Origin of the sequence: Pseudomonas sp. p50(2008) (assembly GCF_015351605.1) — a bacterium.
In the GTDB taxonomy this organism is placed as follows: Bacteria; Pseudomonadota; Gammaproteobacteria; order Pseudomonadales; family Pseudomonadaceae; genus Aquipseudomonas.
This window is the reverse complement of sequence record NZ_JACMYF010000004.1, coordinates 65,673-88,457: the sequence shown is the minus strand read 5'-3', so window position 1 is coordinate 88,457 and position 22,785 is coordinate 65,673. Positions and strand designations below refer to the sequence as shown.

Below are 22,785 nucleotides of genomic sequence, written 5' to 3'. Positions count from 1 at the left end.
CGCATCCTGCTCTCACATAAAAGGACATTTAATGGTGTTTGAAGAGCGGGATTCAGTGCGATAGGTTTATCGCGTGCACAGTCGCACTAAACGAAACTAACAAGGATTGTTGGAATGGAAGATCTGGAAGGTAAAGTCAGTGTTGAAGTCAGTCGGGCTTTAGTGGCGTGGCGTATTGCCAGACGTCAATTAATAATTCCCAATGTGGGGCGCGCAAGATCTTTAGTTGCGCCGGACAGTTCTAGCCCTACCAAAGAACTGGATGCCGTTGTTCTGGGTAATACGCTGATCGGTTATGGCGATAACGTCTCGCTTGAAAATATGACCATCATTGAAAACATCATCAAGTTCTCGAAGATGGAAGCAACGCTGGAAGTGCCGGGGGATAAAAAGCCCAGGGAGTGGCATCGTGCGTTCTTGAGCTGCATGGAAGATCTGGGCTGTTATGTTCCCGACAGTGGAACGATAGAGCACACGCGCAGCGCTTTGAATCTGACGATGTCCAATATTGTCGCTGATATTATCAAAGCGGGCGTCGACGCGGCCAAAGCCGCCATACCTGGCGCAACCGTATTAGGGGCTATCGCAGATTCCACATTGGAGTCGATAAAGAAAGAGCCTGACATCGTCAAAGTATTTAATTACGAGGTCACTAAGACAAAAGGCGTGAAACTGGCGATCTTGCCCTGCGAGCAGCTGAAAAACGGTCTTATCATGATCATGTTGTCGTCCATCGACAGTAACGCTGACAAGGACGATGCCGGACTGCTCTTTTTTGATTTGAAAACAACGAGCCTCGAGGTGTTTCGTGCGGCGTCGTTCATTACCTTTAATCCACTGCGTTATGCGCAAGTGAAAGACGATATCGAACAGGTGCTCAATCAGCAGCAGGCCACACAGCTGAATAAAAGATTTAAGCGCCATCAGCGCATTCGATAACAATTACCCACCGAAGGAAAGTGCCTTGTTTATCAAGGCACCAGATACCCCTTCACGCCGGTAAAGATGATTTGTGCCGCCAGTGCGCACACAAACAATCCCATCAACCGGCTGACAATCTGCAAGCCCTGGTCACCCAGAATTCGTTCGATGCGGTTTGACAGATAAAGCACCACGCCAACGGTGAAGCTGGCCAGGGCGATGCTGAGGATGGCGGTCAGTTTGTCGTCCCAATGGGGCTGGCTTACACCCATCACCAGCAAGGCGCCGATAGTGCCGGGGCCTACCGTCAAAGGAATAGTCAGCGGGACGATGGTCACGTCCTGCTGAACGTTGTCGGTTTGCACCACCGATTTGCCTTGGGCCATGCCGAGCGCAGAGATAAACAATACGCTGCCGGCGCCGATGCGGAACGCGTCCACCGTGATGCCGAAAACATCGAAAATCACTCGACCGAACAGATACAACAGGACGCTTGAGACCAGGGTCGCGATCGCCACTTTCCAGGCCAGTCGACGTTGTTCCTTGCGCGAGTAGCCGCGGGTCAGGCTGATAAAGCAGGACAGGACGAAGAAGGGGCTGTAGAGCACCAGCATCTTCAAGTAAACGCTGAACAACACGTGGAGCATGGGGTGAGCTCACTGCGATGGAAGTCGGGGGAGAGTCTATCAGGCGCTGTCGAGGCTGTCGGCTCAGGACGTTTGGGTCGCCGTCTGGTTCAGCAGATCACGCTGGGCAACCCAATGTTCAATCAACTCGCGCAGCTGCGAAAGCTCGACCGGTTTGGCCATGTGCCCATCCATGCCAGCCTGCCGCGCACGTTCCTTATGCTCGGCGAGGATGTGCGCGGTCAATGCCACCACGGGGGTACGGATTCGCTTGTTGCCCACTTCCCAGGCACGCAATTGCTGGGTTGCCGAAAAACCGTCAAGTATTGGCATTTCGCAGTCCATCAGGACCAGGTCATAACGTTGGGCTTTCATGGCCTGCAGGGCTTCTTCGCCATTGCTGGCAGTGTCCGGTTGCAAGTTGAGTTTGCCCAGCATGCCGCGAATAACTTTCGTTGAGATGCTGTTGTCTTCCGCCACCAGGATGCGGAAATCGCCGGGAACCTTGATCGGTAGTGTCGGCCCGGTGGGCGGGCGGTGTGGTACGGCCACGCCTTTATTGCGCTGATTCAGTTCGTCGGCCAGGGTGGTCTTGAGTGTGTAACCAGCCACCGGTTTGGCCAGAATGCGCTTGATCCCGGAATTGCGCGCGATGATCTTGCTCGGCGCGTTGCTGATTCCCGTCAGCATGATCAGCAAAATGTCATGGTTGAGGCTTGGGTCTTCCTTGATCTTGGCCGCCAGTTGCATGCCGGTCATGCCAGGCATGTTCTGGTCCAGCAGGACCACGTCGAAATAATCACGCAGGTGCGCTTTGGTGCGCAGCAGCGCCAGTGCTTCTTTGCCCGAAGGGGCGGCACTGACATTCAAGCCCCAGGCCGTGCATTGTTGCACCAGCACTTTGCGACACGTGTCGTTGTCATCGACTACCAGTACCCGTGCACCTTGCAGGGGGCCGTCCAGGTCGGAGGTCGGGTGCTCGAGACGGTCGGGGTCAAGCGGCAAGGTCAGCCACAACGTGCTGCCCTGGTTGGCACCGCTCTTGATCCCGAATTCGCCTTGCATCAGGCGAATCAATTGACGGGCGATGACCAGCCCGAGATTCCCGCCGAGACGGCTGGCCGAAAGGAAATTTTTACTGTGGAGTTCGGCATGCATCAGCGCGTCGCGCTCTTCGGCGTCCATCGGCTCGCCGCTGTCCTGGACGGCGATGCGCAACCGCGGCTTGGCGCTGCGCTCGTCGAGGGCAACGACGATCAGGATTTCGCCTTCGTCGGTTTTCTTCAGGGCGTTTTCCAGCAAGCTCAGCAGGGTTTGACGCAGGCGTGTCGGATCGCCGCTGATGACCCGTGGTACTTGCGGCTGGATAAAGCTGATCAACTCGACGTTTTGTTGTTCCGCTTTGGCGCGGAAGATGCTCAGGCAGTCTTCGATCAGCGCATTGAGATCGAACTGCACATCGTCCAGTTCGATCTGCCCGGACTCGAGCTTGGAGATGTCGAGAATCTCGTTGATCAGTGTCAGCAGCTCATTGCCGGCGCTGTGGATGGTTTGTACGTAGTCGCGCTGCTTGACCGAAAGTGGTGTGCCCAGCAGCAGCTCGGTCATGCCGAGGACACCATTCATCGGGGTGCGGATTTCATGGCTGATCTTGGCCAGAAACTCGGCCTTGGCGTTGATTTCGGCGTTGCTGGCGGCCAGGTCGCGGCTGACGCTGAACCGGTCTTCGGTGATGCTGCGCTGGCGTTCGCTCAGGGCGATGCTCATCAGCAGACCGCTGACGCAGATGAATGCCAGGAGTGTCGTGATCAATCCCTGGGGTTCCACCAGGGTCAGCCCCAGCAAGGCGGGCAGGATAATCAATGTGCCGAGATTGAAGACCACCATGGCGGCCACGAACAGGCGCGCCGGACGATAGCCTTTTTGCCAGTGCCAGGCGCCCACGAACAGCATGCTGAGGCCGGCGAGGGCGACCATTGCGTAGGTAATGATATTCAGCGGCAGCGTGTTGACGAATAGCAGTAGCAGGCCGCAAGCAATGATGAACAGGATGTCGCCCATCAGCAGCTTGTTCAGCGGGTGAGGGCCGAGCGGAGCGAAGAAGCGGTACGCAAACATGAGACCGCACGGAGCGGTCATCAGCAAGGCCACGTAAGCTCCCGGCGTCTGTAGCGCCTGCCAATTGGGCAGCCAGGGCCCCGCCAGATTCAGCAGCATCGCCAGGCTGAGCATCAGCAAGGCCTCACAACCTGCCAGCCATAAACTGCTGCGGGATCGGGTATAGGCATAGCGGATGAGGTTGTGCAGGATCAGCATCCCGATGCAGCCGAATAGCAGGCCATAGATCAGGGTCTGGGTCTGATTGGCAGCGGTGGTGACCGCCGATTGCAGCGTGATGTAAGGCCGCATCTGGTGATCGGAAACCAGGCGCACGTAAACGTCGAGAGGCTTGTCGCTTTGGGGCAGTGGCAGCATGAAATCGCTGCTGGGCAATGGGTGCTCGGCCTTGGGCTCATCCGTCCCGGAATTGGTTTGCTCGATGAGCTTGTCGCCCTCCAGCACGTAGAGGTTGAGGTGCGACAGGTCGGGTGCGAACACTTTCAGCACTTGCTCGTGCTTGCCGGGCGCAAGCCTGAAACGCAGCCATAAAGCGCCATCGGGCTCGGCCGCGGTGAGACGTTCGAGTTCGATGGGACTGAATTGATTGGTGTAGCGAACGGAACGGATGTCGCTCAGTTGCAGGTTGCCCTGTTCGTCGAGCAATACACTCCAGCCACTGCCTTGCGCGGCGTGGGCCGCAGGCATGCAGAGCAAGGTCAACAGAGTGACAGTGAGGCTTATGGCAATCCTGAGCCAGCGCACGGCGAAATCCCTTCGTAGGTTGATGCCAGATTATAACTATGCGCGGCGCCGGAATAGTCCGGCAAGAGCCTGTGGCCCTTGCCCGACCGAATGAATCGTTTATTCCTGATTTTCGCCACGCTCGCGGGCAATGGCGCGGTAGCCAATATCCTTGCGATAGAAGCAGCCTTCCCAGTCTATTTTGGCCGCCAGCTTGTAAGCCTGCTGCTGAGCCGCATCGACACTGACGCCCATTGCGGTTGCGCACAGTACACGACCACCGGCGGTCACTACCTGACCGTCTTTCAGCGCGGTACCTGCGTGGAAGACTTTACCTTCCAGTGCCGCCGCCGCATCCAGACCGTTGATGGCAACACCTTTGGCGTAATCGCCCGGGTAGCCGCCGGCGGCGAGCACAATGCCGACGCTCGGACGTGGATCCCACTGTGCTTCGACTTTATCCAGCGCTTGCGCGAGTGCTGCTTCGACCAGCAATACCAGGCTCGACTGCAAACGCAGCATGACCGGTTGGGTCTCAGGGTCACCGAAACGGCAGTTGAACTCGATGACTTTTGGGTTACCAGCTTTGTCGATCATCAAACCGGCATAGAGGAAACCGGTGTAGATGTTGCCTTCCTCGGCCATGCCGCGAACGGTCGGCCAGATCACCAGGTCCATCACGCGTTTGTGCACTTCGCTGGTGACCACCGGGGCAGGGGAGTAAGCACCCATGCCGCCCGTGTTGGGACCGGTGTCGCCGTCGCCGACGCGTTTGTGATCCTGGCTGGTGGCCATCGGCAGCACGTTCTTGCCGTCGACCATGACAATGAAGCTGGCTTCTTCGCCGTCCAGAAACTCTTCGATGACCACGCGGGAACCGGCCTCACCGAAGGCATTACCGGCCAGCATGTCGCGTACGGCGTCTTCGGCCTCGATCAGTGTCATGGCAACGATCACGCCTTTGCCGGCGGCCAGGCCGTCGGCCTTGATCACGATCGGTGCGCCTTTTTCACGCAGATAGGCCAGGGCTGGCTCGATCTCGGTGAAGTTCTGGTAGTCGGCGGTCGGGATCTTGTGGCGAGCCAGGAAGTCCTTGGTGAACGCTTTCGAGCCTTCCAGCTGGGCCGCGCCAGCCGTTGGGCCGAAGCAATCCAGGCCGCGGGTGCGGAACAGGTCGACAACGCCCGCCACCAGCGGTACTTCCGGACCAACGATGGTCAGCGATACGTTTTTCTCGGCGAAGTCAGCCAGCTGCTCAAGCGCCAGCACGTCGATGGCGACGTTTTCGCACTTGGCTTCAATGGCGGTGCCGGCGTTGCCTGGCGCGACGAAAACTTTCTGCACACGTGGATCCTGAGCCACTTTCCAGGCCAGTGCGTGTTCACGGCCACCGCTGCCAATGATCAAAACATTCATTTCAAAAACCTCGGATGACGCTAATTCTGTGGAGCACCGCAGAGATGCTTTTCTGTAGGAGTGAGCCTGCTCGCGATTGCGGTCTTTCAGTCACTGCTGCTTTGACTGATCAATAGCTATCGCGAGCAGGCTCACTCCTACAGTGGATCGTGTACTTAGTGACGGAAGTGGCGCATGCCGGTGAAGACCATGGCGATGCCGGCCTCATCAGCCGCAGCAATCACTTCCGCATCGCGCATCGAGCCACCTGGCTGGATCACTGCGGTGATACCCACCTTGGCTGCGTTGTCCAGGCCATCGCGGAACGGAAAGAACGCGTCGGAAGCCATTACCGAGCCTGCTACCTGCAAGCCAGCGTGTTCCGCCTTGATCGCGGCAATCCGTGCGGAGTTCACACGGCTCATCTGGCCAGCGCCGACACCGATGGTCTGACGGTTCTTGGCGTAGACGATGGCGTTGGATTTAACGTACTTGGCGACTTTCCAGGCGAAGATCAGGTCGTTGATTTCCTGTTCGGTCGGGGCGCGTTTGGTCACGACTTTCAGATCTTCGCTGCCGATCATGCCGATGTCGCGGCTCTGTACCAGCAGGCCACCGTTGACGCGCTTGTAGTCCCACGCCGCAGCGCGATCAGCCGACCACTCGCCGCACGCCAGCAGGCGCACGTTGGCTTTCGCGGCCACGATGGCGCGGGCTTCTTCACTGACGCTTGGGGCGATGATCACTTCGACGAACTGACGCTCGACGATAGCCTTGGCGGTTTCAGCATCCAGTTCGCGGTTGAAAGCGATGATGCCGCCGAACGCCGATTCGGTATCAGTGGCGTAGGCCAGCTCGTAGGCCTGACGGATACCGCCTTCGGCGTCCGGGCTCACGGCGACGCCGCATGGGTTGGCGTGCTTGACGATCACGCAGGCAGGCTTGACGAAGCTCTTCACGCATTCCAGCGCGGCGTCGGTGTCGGCCACGTTGTTGTACGACAGCTCTTTGCCTTGCAACTGGGTCGCGGTGGCGATACCGACTTCGGCCGGCTTGGCTTCCAAATAGAACGCCGCGCTCTGGTGCGGGTTCTCGCCGTAGCGCATTTCCTGAGCCTTGATGAACTGGCTGTTGAAGGTGCGCGGGAATTCGCTGCGACCTTCAGTGCTGAGAGTGTCAGCGGCCTGGTTCACGGTGCCCATGTAGTTGGCGATCATGCCGTCGTAGGCAGCGGTGTGTTCGAAGGCCTTGAGCATCAGGTCGAAACGCTGAGCGTAGGTCAGGCCGCCGGCCTTGAGGCCTTCCAGTACGTTGGCGTAGTCGCTGGCATTCACCACGATGGCCACGTCTTTGTGGTTCTTGGCTGCAGAGCGAACCATGGTCGGGCCGCCGATATCGATGTTTTCGATAGCGGTCGGCAGGTCGCAGCCAGGTTTGTTGATGGTGGCTTCGAACGGGTACAGGTTGACCGCTACCAGGTCGATCGGCTTGATGCCGTGCTCGTTCATGATGGCGTCGTCGATACCGCGACGACCGAGGATCCCACCGTGGATTTTCGGGTGCAGGGTCTTGACCCGACCGTCCATCATTTCTGCAAAACCGGTGTAATCCGCGACTTCCACTGCGGCAACGCCATTGTCGCGCAGCAGCTTGAACGTTCCGCCGGTGGAAAGGATCTCGACGCCCAGGGCTTCAAGCTCCTTGGCGAACTCGAGGATCCCGGTCTTGTCGGAAACGCTGATCAAGGCGCGGCGGATCGGCAGGCGGGTAGTCTGGTCGGTCATTTCAATTTCCATCAAAAGCAAAGGAGTCAGCAAAAAAGGCGACCGTTTTTACGCGGGCGCCTTTCTGGTTTGATTGAATGCTTACAGCAAATCGTACTGCTTGAGTTTCTTGCGCAGCGTGCCTCGGTTGAGTCCGAGCAGCTCGCTGGCCTTGGTCTGGTTTCCCTTGACGTAGTTCATCACGCACTCGAGCAGGGGAGCCTCGACTTCGGAGAGCACCAGGTTGTACACATCCGTGACGGCAGCGCCCTCAAGGTGGGCGAAATAATTGTGCAGCGCCTTCTCGACACTCCCGCGAAGGGTCTGACCTTCTTCGCTCGGCGTATTGAGGTGCTGTTTCAAATTCACGTTGTCGCTCACGGGTGTTGTTCCACTCACTAAAGTCTCGGTCATCATCGTCATGCGGCCACCCCTTCTCCGTCCCCTGTCAGGCTCTTATAACGTTCGGCGAAGAAGCCCTGAACGTTGGCGCATTGTGCTTCCGTATCTTCCAAACGATTGAAGTGGGCGCGAAATTCCCTGGCGCCCGGCAAGGTTGCGAGATACCAGCCCACATGCTTGCGAGCAATGCGCACGCCCATGACATCTCCATAGAAGACGTGCAGCGCGGCCAAATGCTCTAGCAGTATGCGTTCCACCTCGATCAGTTCCAGCGCCGGAAGTTTTTCGCCGGTACGCAGGTAATGATCGATCTCGCGAAAAATCCATGGCCGCCCCTGGGCAGCACGGCCAACCAGCAGGCCATCGGCACCGGTCGCGTCAAGCACGTACCGGGCCTTTTCCGGCGAATCGATATCGCCGTTGGCAAAGACCGGAATCGACACCGCCTGCTTGATCGCGGCAATGGTGTCGTACTCGGCTTCACCGGTGTACAGATCGGCACGGGTGCGGCCATGGACCGCCAGCGCCGTTATGCCTGCCTGCTCGGCGATCTTCGCCACCGTCAGGCCGTTCTTGTTGTCCCGGTCCCAACCGGTCCGGATCTTCAGGGTGACCGGCACATCGACTGCGGCCACGACGGCCTGCAGGATCTCGGTTACCAATGCTTCGTCCTTCAACAGCGCAGATCCGGCGGCCTTGTTGCAGACCTTCTTCGCCGGGCAACCCATGTTGATGTCAATAATCTGTGCGCCCAGCTCGACGTTGGCCCGAGCCGCATCCGCCAGCATCTGTGCATCCCCACCGGCGATCTGTACCGAGCGTGGCTCGGGATCACCTTCATGGATCATGCGCATGCGCGATTTGCGGGTGTTCCACAAACTCATGTCGCTGGTCACCATTTCCGAGACTACAAGTCCTGCGCCCAATCGCTTGCACAGCTGACGAAAGGGCTGGTCGGTGACGCCCGCCATGGGGGCGAGAATCAAGCCGTTGTGCAATGTATATGGACCGATGCGTACCGCCGACATAGGACTTCCCTGTTGTGGGGCCGGATCATGAGAGTTCGAAAAAGGGTTGGCATGATACCCGCTCTCGATGACTGGATAAAGGCTGAATTGAACAAAATCTGAACAACTATTCTGTTATCGCCAGCGGTTTGGTCCACGCAGGCAAAGTCAGAAATCCGTCGCCAATCCGGGATCAGTGAACCGTTTCACTCGGGAGAGTGGAAACTCAAGCTGTAGTTCACCGCTTTGGAGCCTGGATCCAGAATGTCCAGCGCGATGTGAATCGGTGTTTGTGGTGGCATTTCTGCCATGCCTTCGAGGTCGCCGCTCAGGTACTCGCCAGGTTTGAATCGACGGCTGGCAATCAGGTGACCGTTAAGGTCGGCAAAGCGCAACTCCAGCAGTGGAAACGGCTGGGAGAATGCGGCCCGGTTATAGATGATCGCATCGACCACCAGTGCGCCGCTGAAGTCCGGATGGCTACGAACCACCAGGTTGCTGCTCTTGATTTTGGCAATGTCGACTTTGGATGGCACGGTGCAACCAATCTGCGGGCACAGTTGCTGGAACCAGGGACGGTACTGGTCCTGACGCGCGAGTTCTTCAAAATGGTACGCCACGTACTGGCCGGCGAGGGCGCCGGCGGCGAGCACGATCAACAGCAGCCAGAAAAACCGTCTACCCCAGGGGGAGCGACGTTTTTGCCAGTCCAGTTGCAGCGGATCGTCGGTCAGATCCTGCAGGGCTTCGGCGCGGCCGTTCGGTTCGCTGCGCTTTTTGCGCAAGGGCTCTATCGAGGGCAGGTCGTCGTCAATGTCATCGACGTCGGCGGTTGCGGACAAGCGTTCGCGCGGTGGTGGCGAGTCGAGCACCAGGTCCTGACGCACGAAGGGCGGACGAGGTTCATCGTCGAGTTCCACCAGCTCCAGCGTCAACGACGGTTCGGTGCGTGCCGGTTTGAGCAGGACAGTCGGCGGTTTCGTATCTTCCTCAACGTCGTCAGCCCGGACGCGATCGGCTGCTGACTCACTGAACAGGCTGTCGGCCCACGGCGCTTCATCGTGCTCGGTGGTGTCGCGACGAGCGCTCAACGTGTCTTCACGATGGCGGCCAAACTCGGTGGTCGGCTGTATTTCCCGTTGCTCAAGTCGGGCGAGTTCTTCGTCCAGGTCCAGGCTGTCGAGATCCAGCTCGGCGGCGGTCCACTGCTTCAGGCTGATTGCCCGTTGCTCTGGCGGCTCGACGGTGGCGGGAACCGCAGACGCCGCTTCCTGGCCAAGACTCTGCTCCAGCAGCTGCTTGGCGGCATTGAATACTTGCAGGCACGAGCCGCAACGAACCACACCCCGGGCCACGCTCAACTGAGCATGGCTGACGCGGAAGCTGGTTTGGCAATGCGGGCACTGAGTGACGAAGCTGTCGGTCATGCGGCGATCCGGATTATGCAGGCGCTCATTCTAGCGCCGACGGCCAGTGATGCGCACCCAGCCATCGCGATTGGCGATCGGGTCCAGATCGAAGTCCTGGGCGTAGGCTTTGGCGACGTCTTCACCCTGTTCGGCAAGGATGCCGGACAGTGCCAGGCGGCCACCTGGTTTGACCAGGCTGGACAGCTGCGGCGCCAGGGACACCAGCGGGCCGGCGAGAATGTTGGCAACCAGCACGTCAGCCTGAACCTGTGGCAGGTCTTCTGGCAGGTAAAGCGGGAAGAGCGCTTCAGCGATGTTGTTACGCCCGGCGTTGTCGCGCGACGCTTCCAGCGCCTGCACGTCGATGTCGGTACCGACCGCTTCCTTGGCACCCAGCAACAGGGCGGCAATTGCCAGAATCCCCGAGCCACAACCGAAATCCAGCACATTGCAGCCTTTCAGGTCCTGGCCGTCCAGCCATTCCAGGCACAGTGCGGTGGTTGGGTGAGTGCCGGTGCCAAACGCCAGGCCCGGGTCCAGCAGCAGGTTCACGGCGTCCGGTTCCGGGGCGGCGTGCCAGCTTGGCACGATCCACAGGCGCTGGCCGAAACGCATCGGCTGGAAACCGTCCATCCAGCTGCGTTCCCAATCCTGGTCTTCAATGATTTCGCTGTGATGCTCGGGCAGCGGGCTGCCGGTCAGCAATTCAAGGTGGGCCAGCACACTGGCGGCTTCGGTGCCATCTTCGAACAGCGCCAGCAGGTGCGTGTGCGACCAGAGAGGCGTGGTGTTGAGTTCTGGCTCGAAGATCGGCTGATCTTCAGCGTCCATGAACGTTACCGACACGGCGCCCACTTCAAGGAAAGCGTCTTCGTAGGTTTCGGCTTGTTCTGGGCTGATGGCGAGACGGACTTGCAGCCAAGGCATGGCGGGCACCTTTGAAAAATATTGATTGCAGCCTAGCGGGCTGCGAGAAGCGCGCAAGTTTACGCGAGCGCGGGGCGTTTGTGGGAGCGGACAGCGCCGAACGCCGCTCAGTTGAACCGTGACACCCCCGTAGCAGCTGGCGAAGCCTGCGTTCGACTGCGCTGTGGCGAGGGGATTTAGCGAAACGTCGCACCGCCCCGTTGGGTCGCGCAGCGGCCCCAATTCTTCACGACTGCTGCGCAGCCGGACGCAGGCTTCGCCAGCTGCTACACGGGTGTGTTGCAGGTCGGAAGAGGTGTCCCAGAAACAACAAAGCCGCCCGAAGGCGGCTTTGTTGATCAGGCTTAAGCTTAGTGCTTGTCGCCAGCCAGCTTGTGTTCCAGGTAGTGGATGTTGATACCACCTTTGCAGAAGCCTTCATCGCGGACCAGGTCGCGGTGCAGCGGGATGTTGGTCTTGATCCCGTCGACCACGATTTCGTCCAGCGCATTGCGCATGCGCGCCAGCGCTTCGTCACGGGTTGCGCCGTAGGTGATCAGCTTGCCGATCAACGAATCGTAGTTCGGCGGAACGGCATAGCCACTGTACAGGTGCGAGTCGACGCGAACGCCGTTGCCGCCTGGAGCGTGGAAATGCTTGACCGTGCCCGGGCTTGGCATGAAGGTTTTCGGGTCTTCGGCGTTGATCCGGCATTCCAGCGCGTGACCGCGGATGACGACGTCATCCTGGGTGTACGACAGCTTGTTGCCAGCGGCGATGCTGAGCATCTCCTTGACGATGTCGATGCCGGTGACCATTTCAGTGACCGGGTGCTCAACTTGAACGCGGGTGTTCATTTCGATGAAATAGAACGCCCCGTTCTCGTACAGGAACTCGAAAGTGCCCGCGCCACGGTAATTGATGTCGATGCACGCCTTGACGCAGCGAGCGAGCACTTCCTGGCGAGCCTTCTCGTCGATGCCCGGTGCCGGCGCTTCTTCGAGAACCTTCTGGTGACGACGTTGCAGCGAGCAATCGCGGTCGCCCAGATGGATGGCGTGGCCCTGGCCGTCGGAAAGAACCTGGACTTCCACGTGACGTGGGTTGGTCAGGAATTTTTCCAAATAGACCATCGGGTTGCCGAACGCCGCGCCAGCTTCGGAGCGGGTCAGTTTTGCCGAGGAGATCAGGTCTTCTTCTTTATGCACAACGCGCATGCCGCGACCACCACCGCCGCCAGCGGCTTTGATGATCACCGGATAACCGACTTCGCGACCAATGCGCAGAGCGGTTTCTTCGTCTTCAGGCAGCGGGCCGTCGGAACCCGGAACGGTTGGAACGCCAGCAGCGATCATGGCGTGCTTGGCCGATACCTTGTCGCCCATCAGGCGAATGGTGTCGGCTTTCGGGCCAATGAACGCGAAGCCGGAGTTCTCGACCTGTTCAGCAAAATCAGCGTTTTCCGCAAGGAAACCGTAGCCTGGGTGAATGGCGGTAGCGCCGGTCACTTCAGCAGCGGCGATGATTGCCGGAATGTGCAGGTAAGAGTGCGCGGCCGATGCCGGACCGATGCAAACGGATTCGTCTGCCAGGCCCAGGTGCATCAGCTCTTTGTCAGCCTTGGAGTAAACAGCGACAGTCTTGATGCCCATCTCTTTGCAGGCACGCAGAATCCGCAGGGCAATCTCACCGCGGTTGGCGATCAGAACTTTTTCCAACTTCGCAGTCATCAAAGTTTCTCCGCGGTTCAAACGATGGTGAACAGCGGTTGGTCGTACTCAACCGGCTGGCCGTCTTCGACGAGGATGGATTCGATCACACCGCTGGTTTCAGCTTCGATGTGGTTCATCATCTTCATCGCTTCAACGATGCACAGGGTGTCGCCTTTCTTCACGGTCTGGCCAACTTCAACGAAGGACGGCGAGCTTGGCGAAGATTTGCGATAGAAGGTGCCGACCATAGGCGAACGGGCAACAGTGCCGTTCAGAACTGGCGCGGCCGGAGCAGCAGGCGCGGCAGCGGCAACCGGAGCAGCAGCAACTGGCGCAGGCGCCGGAGCATGCATGGGAGCAGGTGCGTAGTACTGCTGAGCTGGAGTCTTGCTGTGGCGGCTGATACGTACGGACTCTTCGCCTTCTTTGATCTCGAGCTCGTCGATGCCGGACTCTTCCAGCAATTCGATCAGTTTCTTAACTTTACGGATATCCATGAATCATCAACTCCCAAGGGTCGGTCAGGGGCGTATAGCTTGTTGTTCAAGCTGCTCTAGGGCGGCCTCCAGGGCCAGTCGATAACCGCTGGCGCCAAGGCCGCAGATCACTCCCACCGCTACGTCGGAGAAGTAAGAGTGATGGCGGAAAGGTTCGCGTTTGTGCACGTTAGACAAATGCACTTCGATGAATGGGATGCTCACCGCCAGCAGCGCGTCACGTAATGCGACGCTTGTGTGTGTAAAAGCTGCTGGGTTGATCAGAATGAAGTCCACACCTTCGCCTTTTGCGGCGTGGATGCGGTCGATCAATTCGTACTCGGCGTTGCTTTGCAGGTAGAGCAGATGGTGACCGGCTTCACGGGCACGGCGTTCCAGATCCTGGTTGATCTGCGCCAGCGTCGTGGCGCCATAGGTGCCCGGTTCGCGGGTGCCGAGCAAGTTCAGGTTGGGTCCGTGCAGAACCAGTAAGGTTGCCATCTGCTGTTCCTTGTTATCTGTGAGCAATTGTCAGAACTCGGCGACTATGCCGCAAAGCCTTTGTGACTGTCCAGTTCTATGCAATAGCCAGCACGATGGCCGATGTTTGCGCGAAATATATGACTGAGTGATTAAATCCGGTCATTCGCCTTCTGAACACGTTCGGCGAAGTCTCGCGGGTTGATCTCGCCGATGATAGCGGTCTATCAGACGCGGAAGGCCTGAACCGCCGTGTGCAACCGTCCACCGAGCACCAACAGATGCTCCCCTTGCTCACGCCCTTCGCCAATCCGCAGCAGGTTATCCCCACCCAATTGATGAATTCGCTCACTGTGATCGCGGATCTCACTGACAGCGCCACTTTGCTGAGCGGTGACATCGGCGATGCGCACTGCCGTGTCGGAAATGGTTTGAATCGCACCGACGATTTTATCCAGCGCACCGTCGGCTGCCTGGGCCTGGTGAGCGGTGGCTTCGGCGTGTTCGACCTGAGCGCGCATGCCCTCCACCGATTGACGCGCTGCGGTTTGCAGACCAGCAATCAGCGTCTGAATCTCTGCTGTAGCGCCCGCCGTGCGTTGCGCCAACGAGCGGACTTCCTCGGCCACCACCGCAAACCCCCGACCCATTTCCCCTGCGCGAGCCGCTTCGATGGCGGCGTTCAGGGCCAGGAGATTGGTCTGGTCGGCAATCGAGCGGATCACGGTCAGGACACCGCCGATGGTGGCGGACTCCTCGGCCAGGTGTTCGATCATCTGCGCGTTGCCTTGCACCTCCCCGACTAGCGAATGCAGCCCGGTGAGGCTCAAACCGATGACTTTCTGCCCGTGCGCCACCGCCAATCCGGCATGGCGGCTGGCGTCGGCAGCCTGGCTGGCATCGCCGGCGACTTGTTGGATGGTCGCTTCCAGTTCCCCCAGCGAATCGCGGATCAGCGCCGTGTCACCTGCCTGATGTTCAGCGCCACTGTGCAAATCATTGCTTAACTCGGCCAAGGTTCGACTGCTGCCGGCGACTTGTTCGGCGTTGAGGCGGATGGTTCCCACCAGGTCAACCAGATAGGCGCGCAAGCGGTTGAGCGACAATTGAATGTCATGCAGTTCGCGGTTGGTGTTGCCCAGCTCGATGTCCCGGCTGAAGTCGCCTTCGGCCCAGGTCGACAGGGCTGGTGCCAGATTGGTCAGCGTACGCGCCAGGCGGCGCTGCAGCGTATCGATGAGCAAGGCAATCAACAGGATCAGCCCGATCATCACCCCTTGCATCAGCCGCACTTCACTCTGGATTTGCCCATGTTGTGCGCGCACCACGGGTTCCAGGCCGGCAATGGCGTGTTGTACGTCCGTGATCTTCTGGTGCGTGGCCGCGCCGAGTTCGCTGCGTTTTTGAATCTGTTCGCGGGTGCGCTCAAGCTCCGACGGATAACGGCTCAGCAAGCTGTTGAGTTCGCGTTTGAGCCCGACACCCGCATCTTCAGCCACGGCTTTCTCGGTGTTCTCCAGCCCCATCAATGCGGCGAAATCATCGGTGTTCGACTCGCTGCTGCGGGTCACGCCCAACAGTGGCAAGGCATCCAGCCGTTCAGCCTGAGTGCGGATGTTGGCGACTTCGCGTTCGACGTCGGCGGCCAGTTCACTGCGGCCGCTGCTCACCAGTTTGTCCCGTGCCAGCGACAGCTTGCCCAGGTGTTGAGAGGCGGCGAGTAGCGGCGTCAGGTAGGCCGCATTCGTGCTGGCGTACTGGCTGAGCTGGTCGAGACTGGCCCCCAGTTCGCGTTCGGCTTGCAATAGCAAGGCCTGTGGGTCGCCCGCGAGTTTTCCGGCGGCGAGCAAGTCGGTTTTGCTGAATGCTTCGAGGTTCGACAGGCTTGGACGCAAGGTGTCGGCCAACGCCGGGGGTAACTCACCGAGTTCTTTATTCAGGTCGTCGATCGCCTGGCTGGCGCTGCTGAGGCGCAGGGCATCGCCGCTGGCGAGGTAATCCTCAACGTTACGCACAACGCCATTCTGAAATTGCTGGGACAGGCCCAGGTAACGCTCCATTAATAGATAAGGGCGTTCGAGGGCTTTTTGCGACCACCACAGCGTGGCGCCAAGGGCCAGGCACACGGCGACTAAAAGGAGGGTGTTGAGATTGGTCAGCAGCTTCAGGCGCATCGCGGGACTACCAACGGCAGAATGGTAAGCGCCTGAAGTTATTGCGTTTCTGTTACAGGGTTATGACCAGTTCGCTGGATTCCGATGAAAAGATGGCACTTTGCTTTGATGCCCGCGCGGACTGCACGCGGTTGCGCCCGGCATGCTTGGCCCGGTACAGCGCCTCATCTGCCTGACTCGCCATCATCAGGCTGTCGCAGTCATCATCAAGGTCCACAACCCCGGCGCTGAACGTGCACCAAAGATCCTGCGGCTGGGCTGGGTAGTGAATCTCGGCAAAACGCTGGCGAATTTCATCGAGGACTTTATGGGCCGACTCAAGATCGGTGTCCGGCATCACGATAGCGAACTCTTCACCGCCGTAACGGCCAATGAAGTCTGTCTTGCGCAAGCGCTGCTTTAAGAACAACGCCAGGCTTTTGATCACCCGGTCGCCCATGGGGTGGCCATGGCTGTCGTTGACCCGTTTGAAATGGTCGATGTCGAGCATTGCAAAGCTCAATGGCTTGTTCTCGCGACGGGCGCGGAAGCTGCAGTCTTCGAGCAATTGCAGGATGTGTGTGTGGTTATACAGACCGGTCAGGCTGTCGCGGACCATCCGTGCTTTCAAATTGCGCGCCCGTGCTGCGCGGTTGCGCACGGTGGTGATCAGATGGCGCGGTTTGATCGGTTTGGTCAGGAAGTCGTCGCCGCCTTCGCTCATGGCGTCGAGTTGCTTGTCCAGGTCGTCTTCGGCCGAGAGGTAAATGATGGGCACGCTGACATAACGGTCGTTGTGGCGAATCACTTTGGCCAATTCGGTGCCGGTGCAGGCGGGCATGTACATGTCGAGGATGATGAGGTCTGGCTGGAAATCCGCCAGTTCGGCCATGGCCTGAATCGGTTCGATCAGGGTGCGCGTGACGATCCCGGCGCTGTTGAGCAGGCGCTCGGTGTGCAACGCCTGGGCGCGTGAATCGTCGATGATCAGCACTTTAAAGGGTTCGTACTGGGCGACGCAGGTCAGGACTTCGATCTTCTCCAGCAGGCTCGAGGCTTCGAGGGTGCCGGTCAGAAACTCCTGGCCACCGGCACGCACGGCGGCGAGGCGGGTAGGGGTGTCGGTTTCGTTCAGGCTGAAAAACAACAACGGCAATTGATGGTCCAGGCCTTCCTGGGCCTCGGCCGCGAGTTTCAAACCGATACCGGCTCCGCAGAAATCCACGTCCATGACAATCGCCGCAGGCAATCGCTCGACCATTGAGGAGCGAAACGCCGCCACACTGTCGAGGGATTGGGCGCTGAGGCCGAAGAACTCGAGCTGTTTGGCCAGGCGCTCGGCGCGCTCATGATCCTGCAGCAGCACATAGATCGGTTTGCGCAACGGAGGCAGGAACGTTTGGTCGAGTTGATCGCCATGCCGCAAGCCGGTGCGCGAGAGGCGCTGCATCAAGCGATTGAGGTCGGTGATCAAGCCGCTGCTCAGGCGTCCACGGTTGGCGTCGACAGCGTCCAGCGCCTGGCCGATGTGGCGCGCCAGATGAGTGTGTTCCGGTTGTTCGAAACGCTCGGCGAACCGTAGCAGGCGCAAGTTGGCTTCGCTCAATTCCGAGAGGTCGGTCGTGGACCACTCGCTGCGTTGCAGGCGCTGCCATATCTCAAGAATTTGACGTGCCTGATGAATTACCCGCTGGGCAAAGTGGTGCTTGAGGCGCTCACGGCTGGGGTCTTCTGGCTCGGTCATATCCTGACTACTAGTTAGGGTGCATGCTGAGATCGACTGGTGGCTCTATGCTAGCACCTCTTTTCATTTGGATGAGTGTCGTGCATCAATAATCTGGAAAGTGGCTCCATTCAGTTTATGACTGGTTGGTCGGATGTGATCGGGGCAGGCGTAATACCTGTAGCAGCTTGCGAAGCCTGCGTCCGGCTGCGGCGTGGCGAGGGGATTTATCCCCGTTGGGTCGCGCAGCGGCCCCAAATCTTTACGACTGCTGCGCAGCCGAACGGGGATAAATCCCCTCACCACCGGCTTCGCCAGCTGCTACAGGGTGGTTTGGTTTGGATGCGCGTGTACGAGGCGTATGCTTCGCTTGCTCCAACAAGGTGTGCGCTTCATTTATAGTGGCGGCTCGATCAGATTCTGCGCGGCAAACGAGGCACGATGGCGTAGGGTTGTGGTCGAACCGATGAACTCAAGTGATTGAAAGGATATCGCCATGCTGGACTGGAAGAACCGCGCGGGCAGTGCGCCTGAACGTGCCGCTGAACCTAAATCGGCTGCCCGCAGCTATATCGGTGGCCTGCTGTTCAGCCGGGCGCTGGCCACTCTGATCGCCATCTACCTGATTGTGACGATTGCCCTTGGCTGGTACTGGAGCCAGGAGCCGGCGCTGTTTCCGGTTCAACAAAATGCCCAGGTCGCTGCCGAGAAAGAAGGCAAGCAGATGGTGATCGGCTACACCACGGTCGAAACCCTCAAAACCGTTGCCGGGACCCTGCTGAACAAGCCGGGCGGCTACATTTCCAACGACCGTTTCCCGCCAGGCCTGTGGATGGACAACACGCCAAGCTGGGAATATGGCGTGCTGGTACAGGTCCGCGATCTGACGCGCGCCTTGCGTAAAGACTTCGCCCGTTCGCAATCGCAGTCGGCGGAAGACTCTGATTTGGCCAAGGCCGAGCCGCGTTTCAACTTTGACAATAAAAGCTGGGTGCTGCCCTCCAGTGAATCCGAGTATCAGGAAGGCATCAATTCCCTGAGCCGTTACCAGGCTCGCCTGTCCGATCCTACGCAGAAAAACGCACTGTTCTACGCCCGTGCCGACAACCTGAACAACTGGTTGGGCGATGTGGGCACCCGCCTGGGTTCGCTGTCGCAACGCCTGTCGGCCAGCGTTGGCCGGGTCAAGCTGAACACGGCGTTGAAAACTGAAGTCGTGGCGCCGGGTCAGGTGCCGCAGGTCGACGAAGAAATCGTCGAAACCCCGTGGATGCAGATCGACAACGTGTTCTACGAAGCTCGCGGCCAGGCCTGGGCCTTGTCTCACCTGTTGCGCGCTATCGAAGTCGACTTCGCTGACGTACTGGCCAAGAAGAACGCCACCGTGAGCGTGCGTCAGATCATTCGTGAACTGGAAGCGTCGCAAGAACCGGTCTGGAGCCCGATGATCCTCAACGGTAGCGGCTTCGGTGTGCTGGCCAACCACTCGCTGGTCATGGCCAACTACATTTCCCGAGCCAACGCTGCGGTGATCGATTTGCGTCAATTGCTCAATCAGGGCTGAGTCATGTCCGACAGCGAAAAAGAGGCCGCCCACCGCGTGGCCTCGGATGCCGAACAGATCGCCTGGGTCGACGAGCAGGATAATCTGCTCGGCGCCCTGGTCCGTTCCGATTTGCGCGAACGCGAGCTGATTGGACGCGGCACCTACATCATGCTGTTCAACTCCGCCGGTGAACTCTGCGTGCACCGGCGCACCCTGAGCAAAGCGATCTACCCGGGTTATTGGGACGTCGCGGCGGGGGGCATGGTGCTCGCCACCGAAACCTACGCCGAGTCGGCGGCCCGTGAGCTGGAAGAAGAGTTGGGCGTAAGCGGGGTGGAGCTGGTCGCTCACGATCACTTTTTCTTCGAAGACACGGGGAATCGCCTCTGGTGTTCAGCGTTTTCGGCGGTGTGGGATGGCCCATTGATCCTGCAGCCGGAGGAAGTGCTCGAAGCGCGCTTTATCCCTGTCGATCAGGTCATGCTCGAAATACAGCAAAAGCCTTATTGCCCGGACTCTCTGGCTGCATTGAAGCGCTATCTGAGAGCCCGCGGCGATGACGTCGCATAAGAGGCATAAATTGGCGCCGATTGGCTCTTAGCAAGCCGGCTTTTTGTCGTTACACTGCGCGACCTTTTGCAGGAGCGAGCCTGCTCGCGAAAAACGCAAGGACGACGCGTGCTGCCTGATGCCGCGCGTTATCGTTGACGTCCATCGCGAGCAGGCTCGCTCCTACAGCGAAATGCTTGTTTTACCGTTTCAGTAGCGCTGCCCCTGCCTGAGTGGGGCTTCGCGGTCGATGGCACCCAAGTGCCGCGGCCAGTCTTTGTCCTCCCAAGAGGATTGCCGGTGGCCAAAAAAGCCGCATCCTTCGCCGCCCTTGGTGGCCTGGTATTTTCCACCGACGCAGGTCGTCATTGCCCGGATTGCAGTAAACCGGTGGATGCCTGCATCTGCAAACAGACCGTTATCCCGGCTGGCGACGGCATTGCTCGCGTGCGCCGCGAAAGCAAGGGCCGTGGCGGCAAGACGGTGACGACCATCACCGGCGTGCCATTGGCTGAAGATGCGCTCAAGGACCTTGCCACTGCGTTGAAGAAACGTTGCGGCACGGGTGGAGCGTTGAAAGACGGGATCATCGAAATCCAGGGCGATCATGTCGAGCTACTCTTGGCCGAGCTGATCAAACTCGGTTTCAAAGCGAAGAAGTCCGGCGGCTAGCAGCCTCTGTGAAAACCACCCTCGGCTTGATCCGGTCCTCACAGCAGGTCTGGTGTCGCCCACATGGTTTTCACAGAGCCTGTTCTGACCGGTTTCTAAACTCACTGCGGTCAGCGAGGTCTATCCCTCGTTGACGAACCGTCATTTTCATTCTTTAGACTGCGCCGGCCTGAACCCAGGCGACGCTCTATGACTTCTTTATAGGGGACTTCAATGTCCGTACGACGCACACGCAAAGACGATGGCAGCCAATGGACAGTTGCGGACAGCCGCAGTGTTTACGGGATTCGCCATTGGGGGGCCGGGTATTTCGCGATCAATGACGCCGGTCGCGTCGAAGTTCGTCCGAACGGTCCGACCAGTTCGCCTATCGACCTGTTCGAGCAAGTCGACCAGCTGCGCAAGAGCGGCTTGTCCTTGCCATTGCTCGTACGTTTCCCGGATATCCTGCAAGACCGCGTGCGTCAGCTGACCGGCGCATTCGATGCGAACATTGAGCGTCTGGAATACCAGAGCAAGTACACCGCGCTGTACCCGATCAAGGTTAACCAGCAGGAAGCGGTGATCGAGAACATCATCGCTACCCAGGACGTGTCCATCGGCCTGGAAGCTGGCTCCAAGCCTGAGCTGCTGGCCGTACTGGCGTTGGCACCGAAGGGCGGCACCATCGTCTGCAACGGGTACAAGGACCGTGAGTTCATTCGCCTGGCGCTGATGGGCCAAAAGCTCGGTCACAACGTCTTCATCGTGATCGAGAAAGAATCCGAAGTTGAACTGGTGATCGAAGAGGCCGCCTCGCTGAAGGTCAAGCCTCAGGTCGGTCTGCGCGTGCGCCTGTCGTCCCTGGCATCGAGCAAATGGGCTGACACCGGTGGCGAGAAATCCAAATTCGGTCTGTCGGCGGCGCAGCTGCTGTCGGTGGTCGAGCGTTTCCGTGCCGCTGGCCTGGACCAGGGCATTCGCCTGCTGCACTTCCACATGGGTTCGCAGATCGCCAACCTGGCGGACTACCAGCACGGTTTCAAGGAAGCGATCCGTTACTATGGCGAGCTGCGTAACCTGGGCCTGCCGGTCGATCACATCGACGTCGGTGGCGGTTTGGGTGTCGACTACGACGGTACCCACTCGCGCAACGCCAGTTCGATCAACTACGACATGGACGATTACGCCGGTGTTGTGGTCGGGATGCTCAAGGAATTCTGCGACGCGCAGAGCCTGCCGCACCCGAACATCTTCTCCGAGAGCGGCCGTTCCCTGACCGCTCACCACGCCATGCTGGTGGTACAGGTCACCGACGTCGAGAAGCACAACGACGACGTGCCACAGATCGAGAACAAGGAAGCGCTGCCGGAAACCGTGCAGTGGCTGGTTGACCTGCTGGGTCCGACCGACATCGAGATGGTCACCGAAACCTACTGGCGCGCGACGCACTACATGAGCGACGTGGCCACCCAGTACGCCGATGGCAAGCTGACCCTGGCCGAGAAAGCCCTGGCCGAGCAATGCTACTTCGCCGTGTGCCGTCGCCTGCACAACTCGTTGAAAGCCCGTCAGCGCTCGCACCGTCAGGTGCTCGACGAACTCAACGACAAGCTGGCCGACAAGTACATCTGCAACTTCTCGGTATTCCAGAGCCTGCCGGACACGTGGGCCATCGGCCAGGTTCTGCCGATCCTGCCGCTGCACCGTCTCGACGAAGAGCCGCTGCGCCGTGCGGTATTGCAGGACCTGACCTGCGACTCCGATGGCAAGATCAAGCAATACGTCGACGAGCAGAGCATCGAGACCAGCCTGCCAGTGCACGCGCTGAACGAAGGTGAAGACTACTTGCTGGGGATCTTCCTGGTGGGTGCCTACCAGGAAATTCTCGGTGACATGCACAACCTGTTCGGTGACACCGACTCGGTGAACATCTACCAGAATGCCGACGGCAGCGTGTACCACGCGGGTATCGAAACCCACGACACCATCGAAGACATGCTGCGCTATGTGCACCTGTCGCCCGAAGAGCTGATGACCCACTACCGCGACAAATGCGCCAGTGCGCGCATCACTGCGGCAGAGCGTACCCAGTTCCTCGATGCACTGCGTCTGGGCCTGACCCGCTCCTCTTACCTGTCTTCTTGAGGTAAGTCTGCGTTTCACCTGGCTGTCTGAAAATTTCCCGCGTACTGCGGGAAACTTCAGACCGCCTGGTGCGACGT

At 59.2% G+C, this 22,785-nt stretch carries 18 protein-coding genes; 5 read left to right on the top strand and 13 right to left on the bottom strand.

All coding sequences use genetic code 11. The features are described from left to right. Positions 1 to 114: 114 nt before the first annotated feature. Complete coding sequence (locus H7698_RS12190) at positions 115 to 939, top strand: hypothetical protein (protein ID WP_194691529.1); 825 nt, start codon at positions 115 to 117, stop codon at positions 937 to 939. Positions 940 to 971: 32 nt separating this feature from the next. Here H7698_RS12190 and H7698_RS12185 read toward each other — a convergent pair whose 3' ends face one another. From H7698_RS12185 to H7698_RS12125, 13 genes are all read right to left on the bottom strand, one after another. Further along, on the bottom strand, positions 972 to 1,568 hold the full coding sequence (locus tag H7698_RS12185; RefSeq protein ID WP_019582263.1) for a MarC family protein: 597 nt from the start codon (positions 1,566 to 1,568) through the stop codon (positions 972 to 974). Positions 1,569 to 1,631: 63 nt separating this feature from the next. Beyond that, a complete protein-coding gene (locus H7698_RS12180; protein WP_162439135.1) occupies positions 1,632 to 4,409 on the bottom strand; it encodes a hybrid sensor histidine kinase/response regulator in 2,778 nt (925 codons plus the stop codon). 99 nt (positions 4,410 to 4,508) lie between these two features. Continuing rightward, positions 4,509 to 5,804 carry a phosphoribosylamine--glycine ligase gene (gene purD / locus H7698_RS12175; protein ID WP_194691528.1) on the bottom strand — a complete coding sequence of 432 codons (1,296 nt, stop codon included), beginning with the start codon at positions 5,802 to 5,804 and terminating at the stop codon, positions 4,509 to 4,511. A 155-nt stretch (positions 5,805 to 5,959) separates the two neighbouring features. Continuing rightward, positions 5,960 to 7,567, bottom strand: coding sequence for a bifunctional phosphoribosylaminoimidazolecarboxamide formyltransferase/IMP cyclohydrolase (purH, locus tag H7698_RS12170; RefSeq protein ID WP_194691527.1), 1,608 nt, complete (start codon positions 7,565 to 7,567; stop codon positions 5,960 to 5,962). 81 nt (positions 7,568 to 7,648) lie between these two features. Next, positions 7,649 to 7,969 (bottom strand): DNA-binding transcriptional regulator Fis, encoded by a 321-nt coding sequence (gene fis / locus H7698_RS12165; RefSeq protein ID WP_007907419.1) that lies wholly within the window; start codon positions 7,967 to 7,969, stop codon positions 7,649 to 7,651. Continuing rightward, on the bottom strand, positions 7,966 to 8,976 hold the full coding sequence (gene dusB, locus H7698_RS12160; RefSeq protein WP_162439132.1) for a tRNA dihydrouridine synthase DusB: 1,011 nt from the start codon (positions 8,974 to 8,976) through the stop codon (positions 7,966 to 7,968). The genes fis and dusB overlap by 4 nt, the downstream gene beginning before the upstream one ends. 185 nt (positions 8,977 to 9,161) lie before the next feature. Further along, positions 9,162 to 10,382 carry a DUF3426 domain-containing protein gene (locus tag H7698_RS12155; RefSeq protein ID WP_194691526.1) on the bottom strand — a complete coding sequence of 407 codons (1,221 nt, stop codon included), beginning with the start codon at positions 10,380 to 10,382 and terminating at the stop codon, positions 9,162 to 9,164. A 30-nt stretch (positions 10,383 to 10,412) separates the two neighbouring features. Continuing rightward, positions 10,413 to 11,291, bottom strand: a complete 879-nt coding sequence (prmA, locus tag H7698_RS12150) for a 50S ribosomal protein L11 methyltransferase (RefSeq protein WP_194691525.1) — start codon at positions 11,289 to 11,291, stop codon at positions 10,413 to 10,415. Between the two features lie 350 nt (positions 11,292 to 11,641). After that, a complete protein-coding gene (accC, locus tag H7698_RS12145) occupies positions 11,642 to 13,000 on the bottom strand; it encodes an acetyl-CoA carboxylase biotin carboxylase subunit (protein WP_162439129.1) in 1,359 nt (452 codons plus the stop codon). Between the two features lie 17 nt (positions 13,001 to 13,017). Then, entirely contained in the window at positions 13,018 to 13,479 is a 462-nt protein-coding gene (gene accB / locus H7698_RS12140; protein ID WP_054044024.1) for an acetyl-CoA carboxylase biotin carboxyl carrier protein, read from the bottom strand. 24 nt (positions 13,480 to 13,503) lie between these two features. Beyond that, the gene (aroQ, locus tag H7698_RS12135) at positions 13,504 to 13,959 is read right to left on the bottom strand and encodes a type II 3-dehydroquinate dehydratase (RefSeq protein ID WP_010463880.1); all 456 of its coding nucleotides are present in this window, start codon (positions 13,957 to 13,959) and stop codon (positions 13,504 to 13,506) included. Positions 13,960 to 14,165: 206 nt separating this feature from the next. Continuing rightward, complete coding sequence (locus tag H7698_RS31860; protein ID WP_442966291.1) at positions 14,166 to 15,209, bottom strand: methyl-accepting chemotaxis protein; 1,044 nt, start codon at positions 15,207 to 15,209, stop codon at positions 14,166 to 14,168. Positions 15,210 to 16,164: 955 nt separating this feature from the next. Next, positions 16,165 to 17,835, bottom strand: a complete 1,671-nt coding sequence (locus tag H7698_RS12125; protein WP_162439126.1) for a GGDEF domain-containing response regulator — start codon at positions 17,833 to 17,835, stop codon at positions 16,165 to 16,167. A gap of 475 nt (positions 17,836 to 18,310) precedes the next feature. Between H7698_RS12125 and H7698_RS12120 the strand changes: the two genes are divergently transcribed. From H7698_RS12120 to speA, 4 genes are all read left to right on the top strand, one after another. After that, positions 18,311 to 19,378, top strand: a complete 1,068-nt coding sequence (locus tag H7698_RS12120) for a DUF2333 family protein (RefSeq protein WP_194691523.1) — start codon at positions 18,311 to 18,313, stop codon at positions 19,376 to 19,378. 3 nt (positions 19,379 to 19,381) lie between these two features. Beyond that, on the top strand, positions 19,382 to 19,930 hold the full coding sequence (locus tag H7698_RS12115; RefSeq protein WP_194691522.1) for an NUDIX hydrolase: 549 nt from the start codon (positions 19,382 to 19,384) through the stop codon (positions 19,928 to 19,930). Positions 19,931 to 20,209: 279 nt separating this feature from the next. After that, complete coding sequence (locus H7698_RS12110; protein ID WP_162439123.1) at positions 20,210 to 20,581, top strand: translation initiation factor Sui1; 372 nt, start codon at positions 20,210 to 20,212, stop codon at positions 20,579 to 20,581. A gap of 213 nt (positions 20,582 to 20,794) precedes the next feature. Next, positions 20,795 to 22,708, top strand: coding sequence for an arginine decarboxylase (speA, locus tag H7698_RS12105; protein ID WP_059405726.1), 1,914 nt, complete (start codon positions 20,795 to 20,797; stop codon positions 22,706 to 22,708). Positions 22,709 to 22,785: the final 77 nt, after the last annotated feature.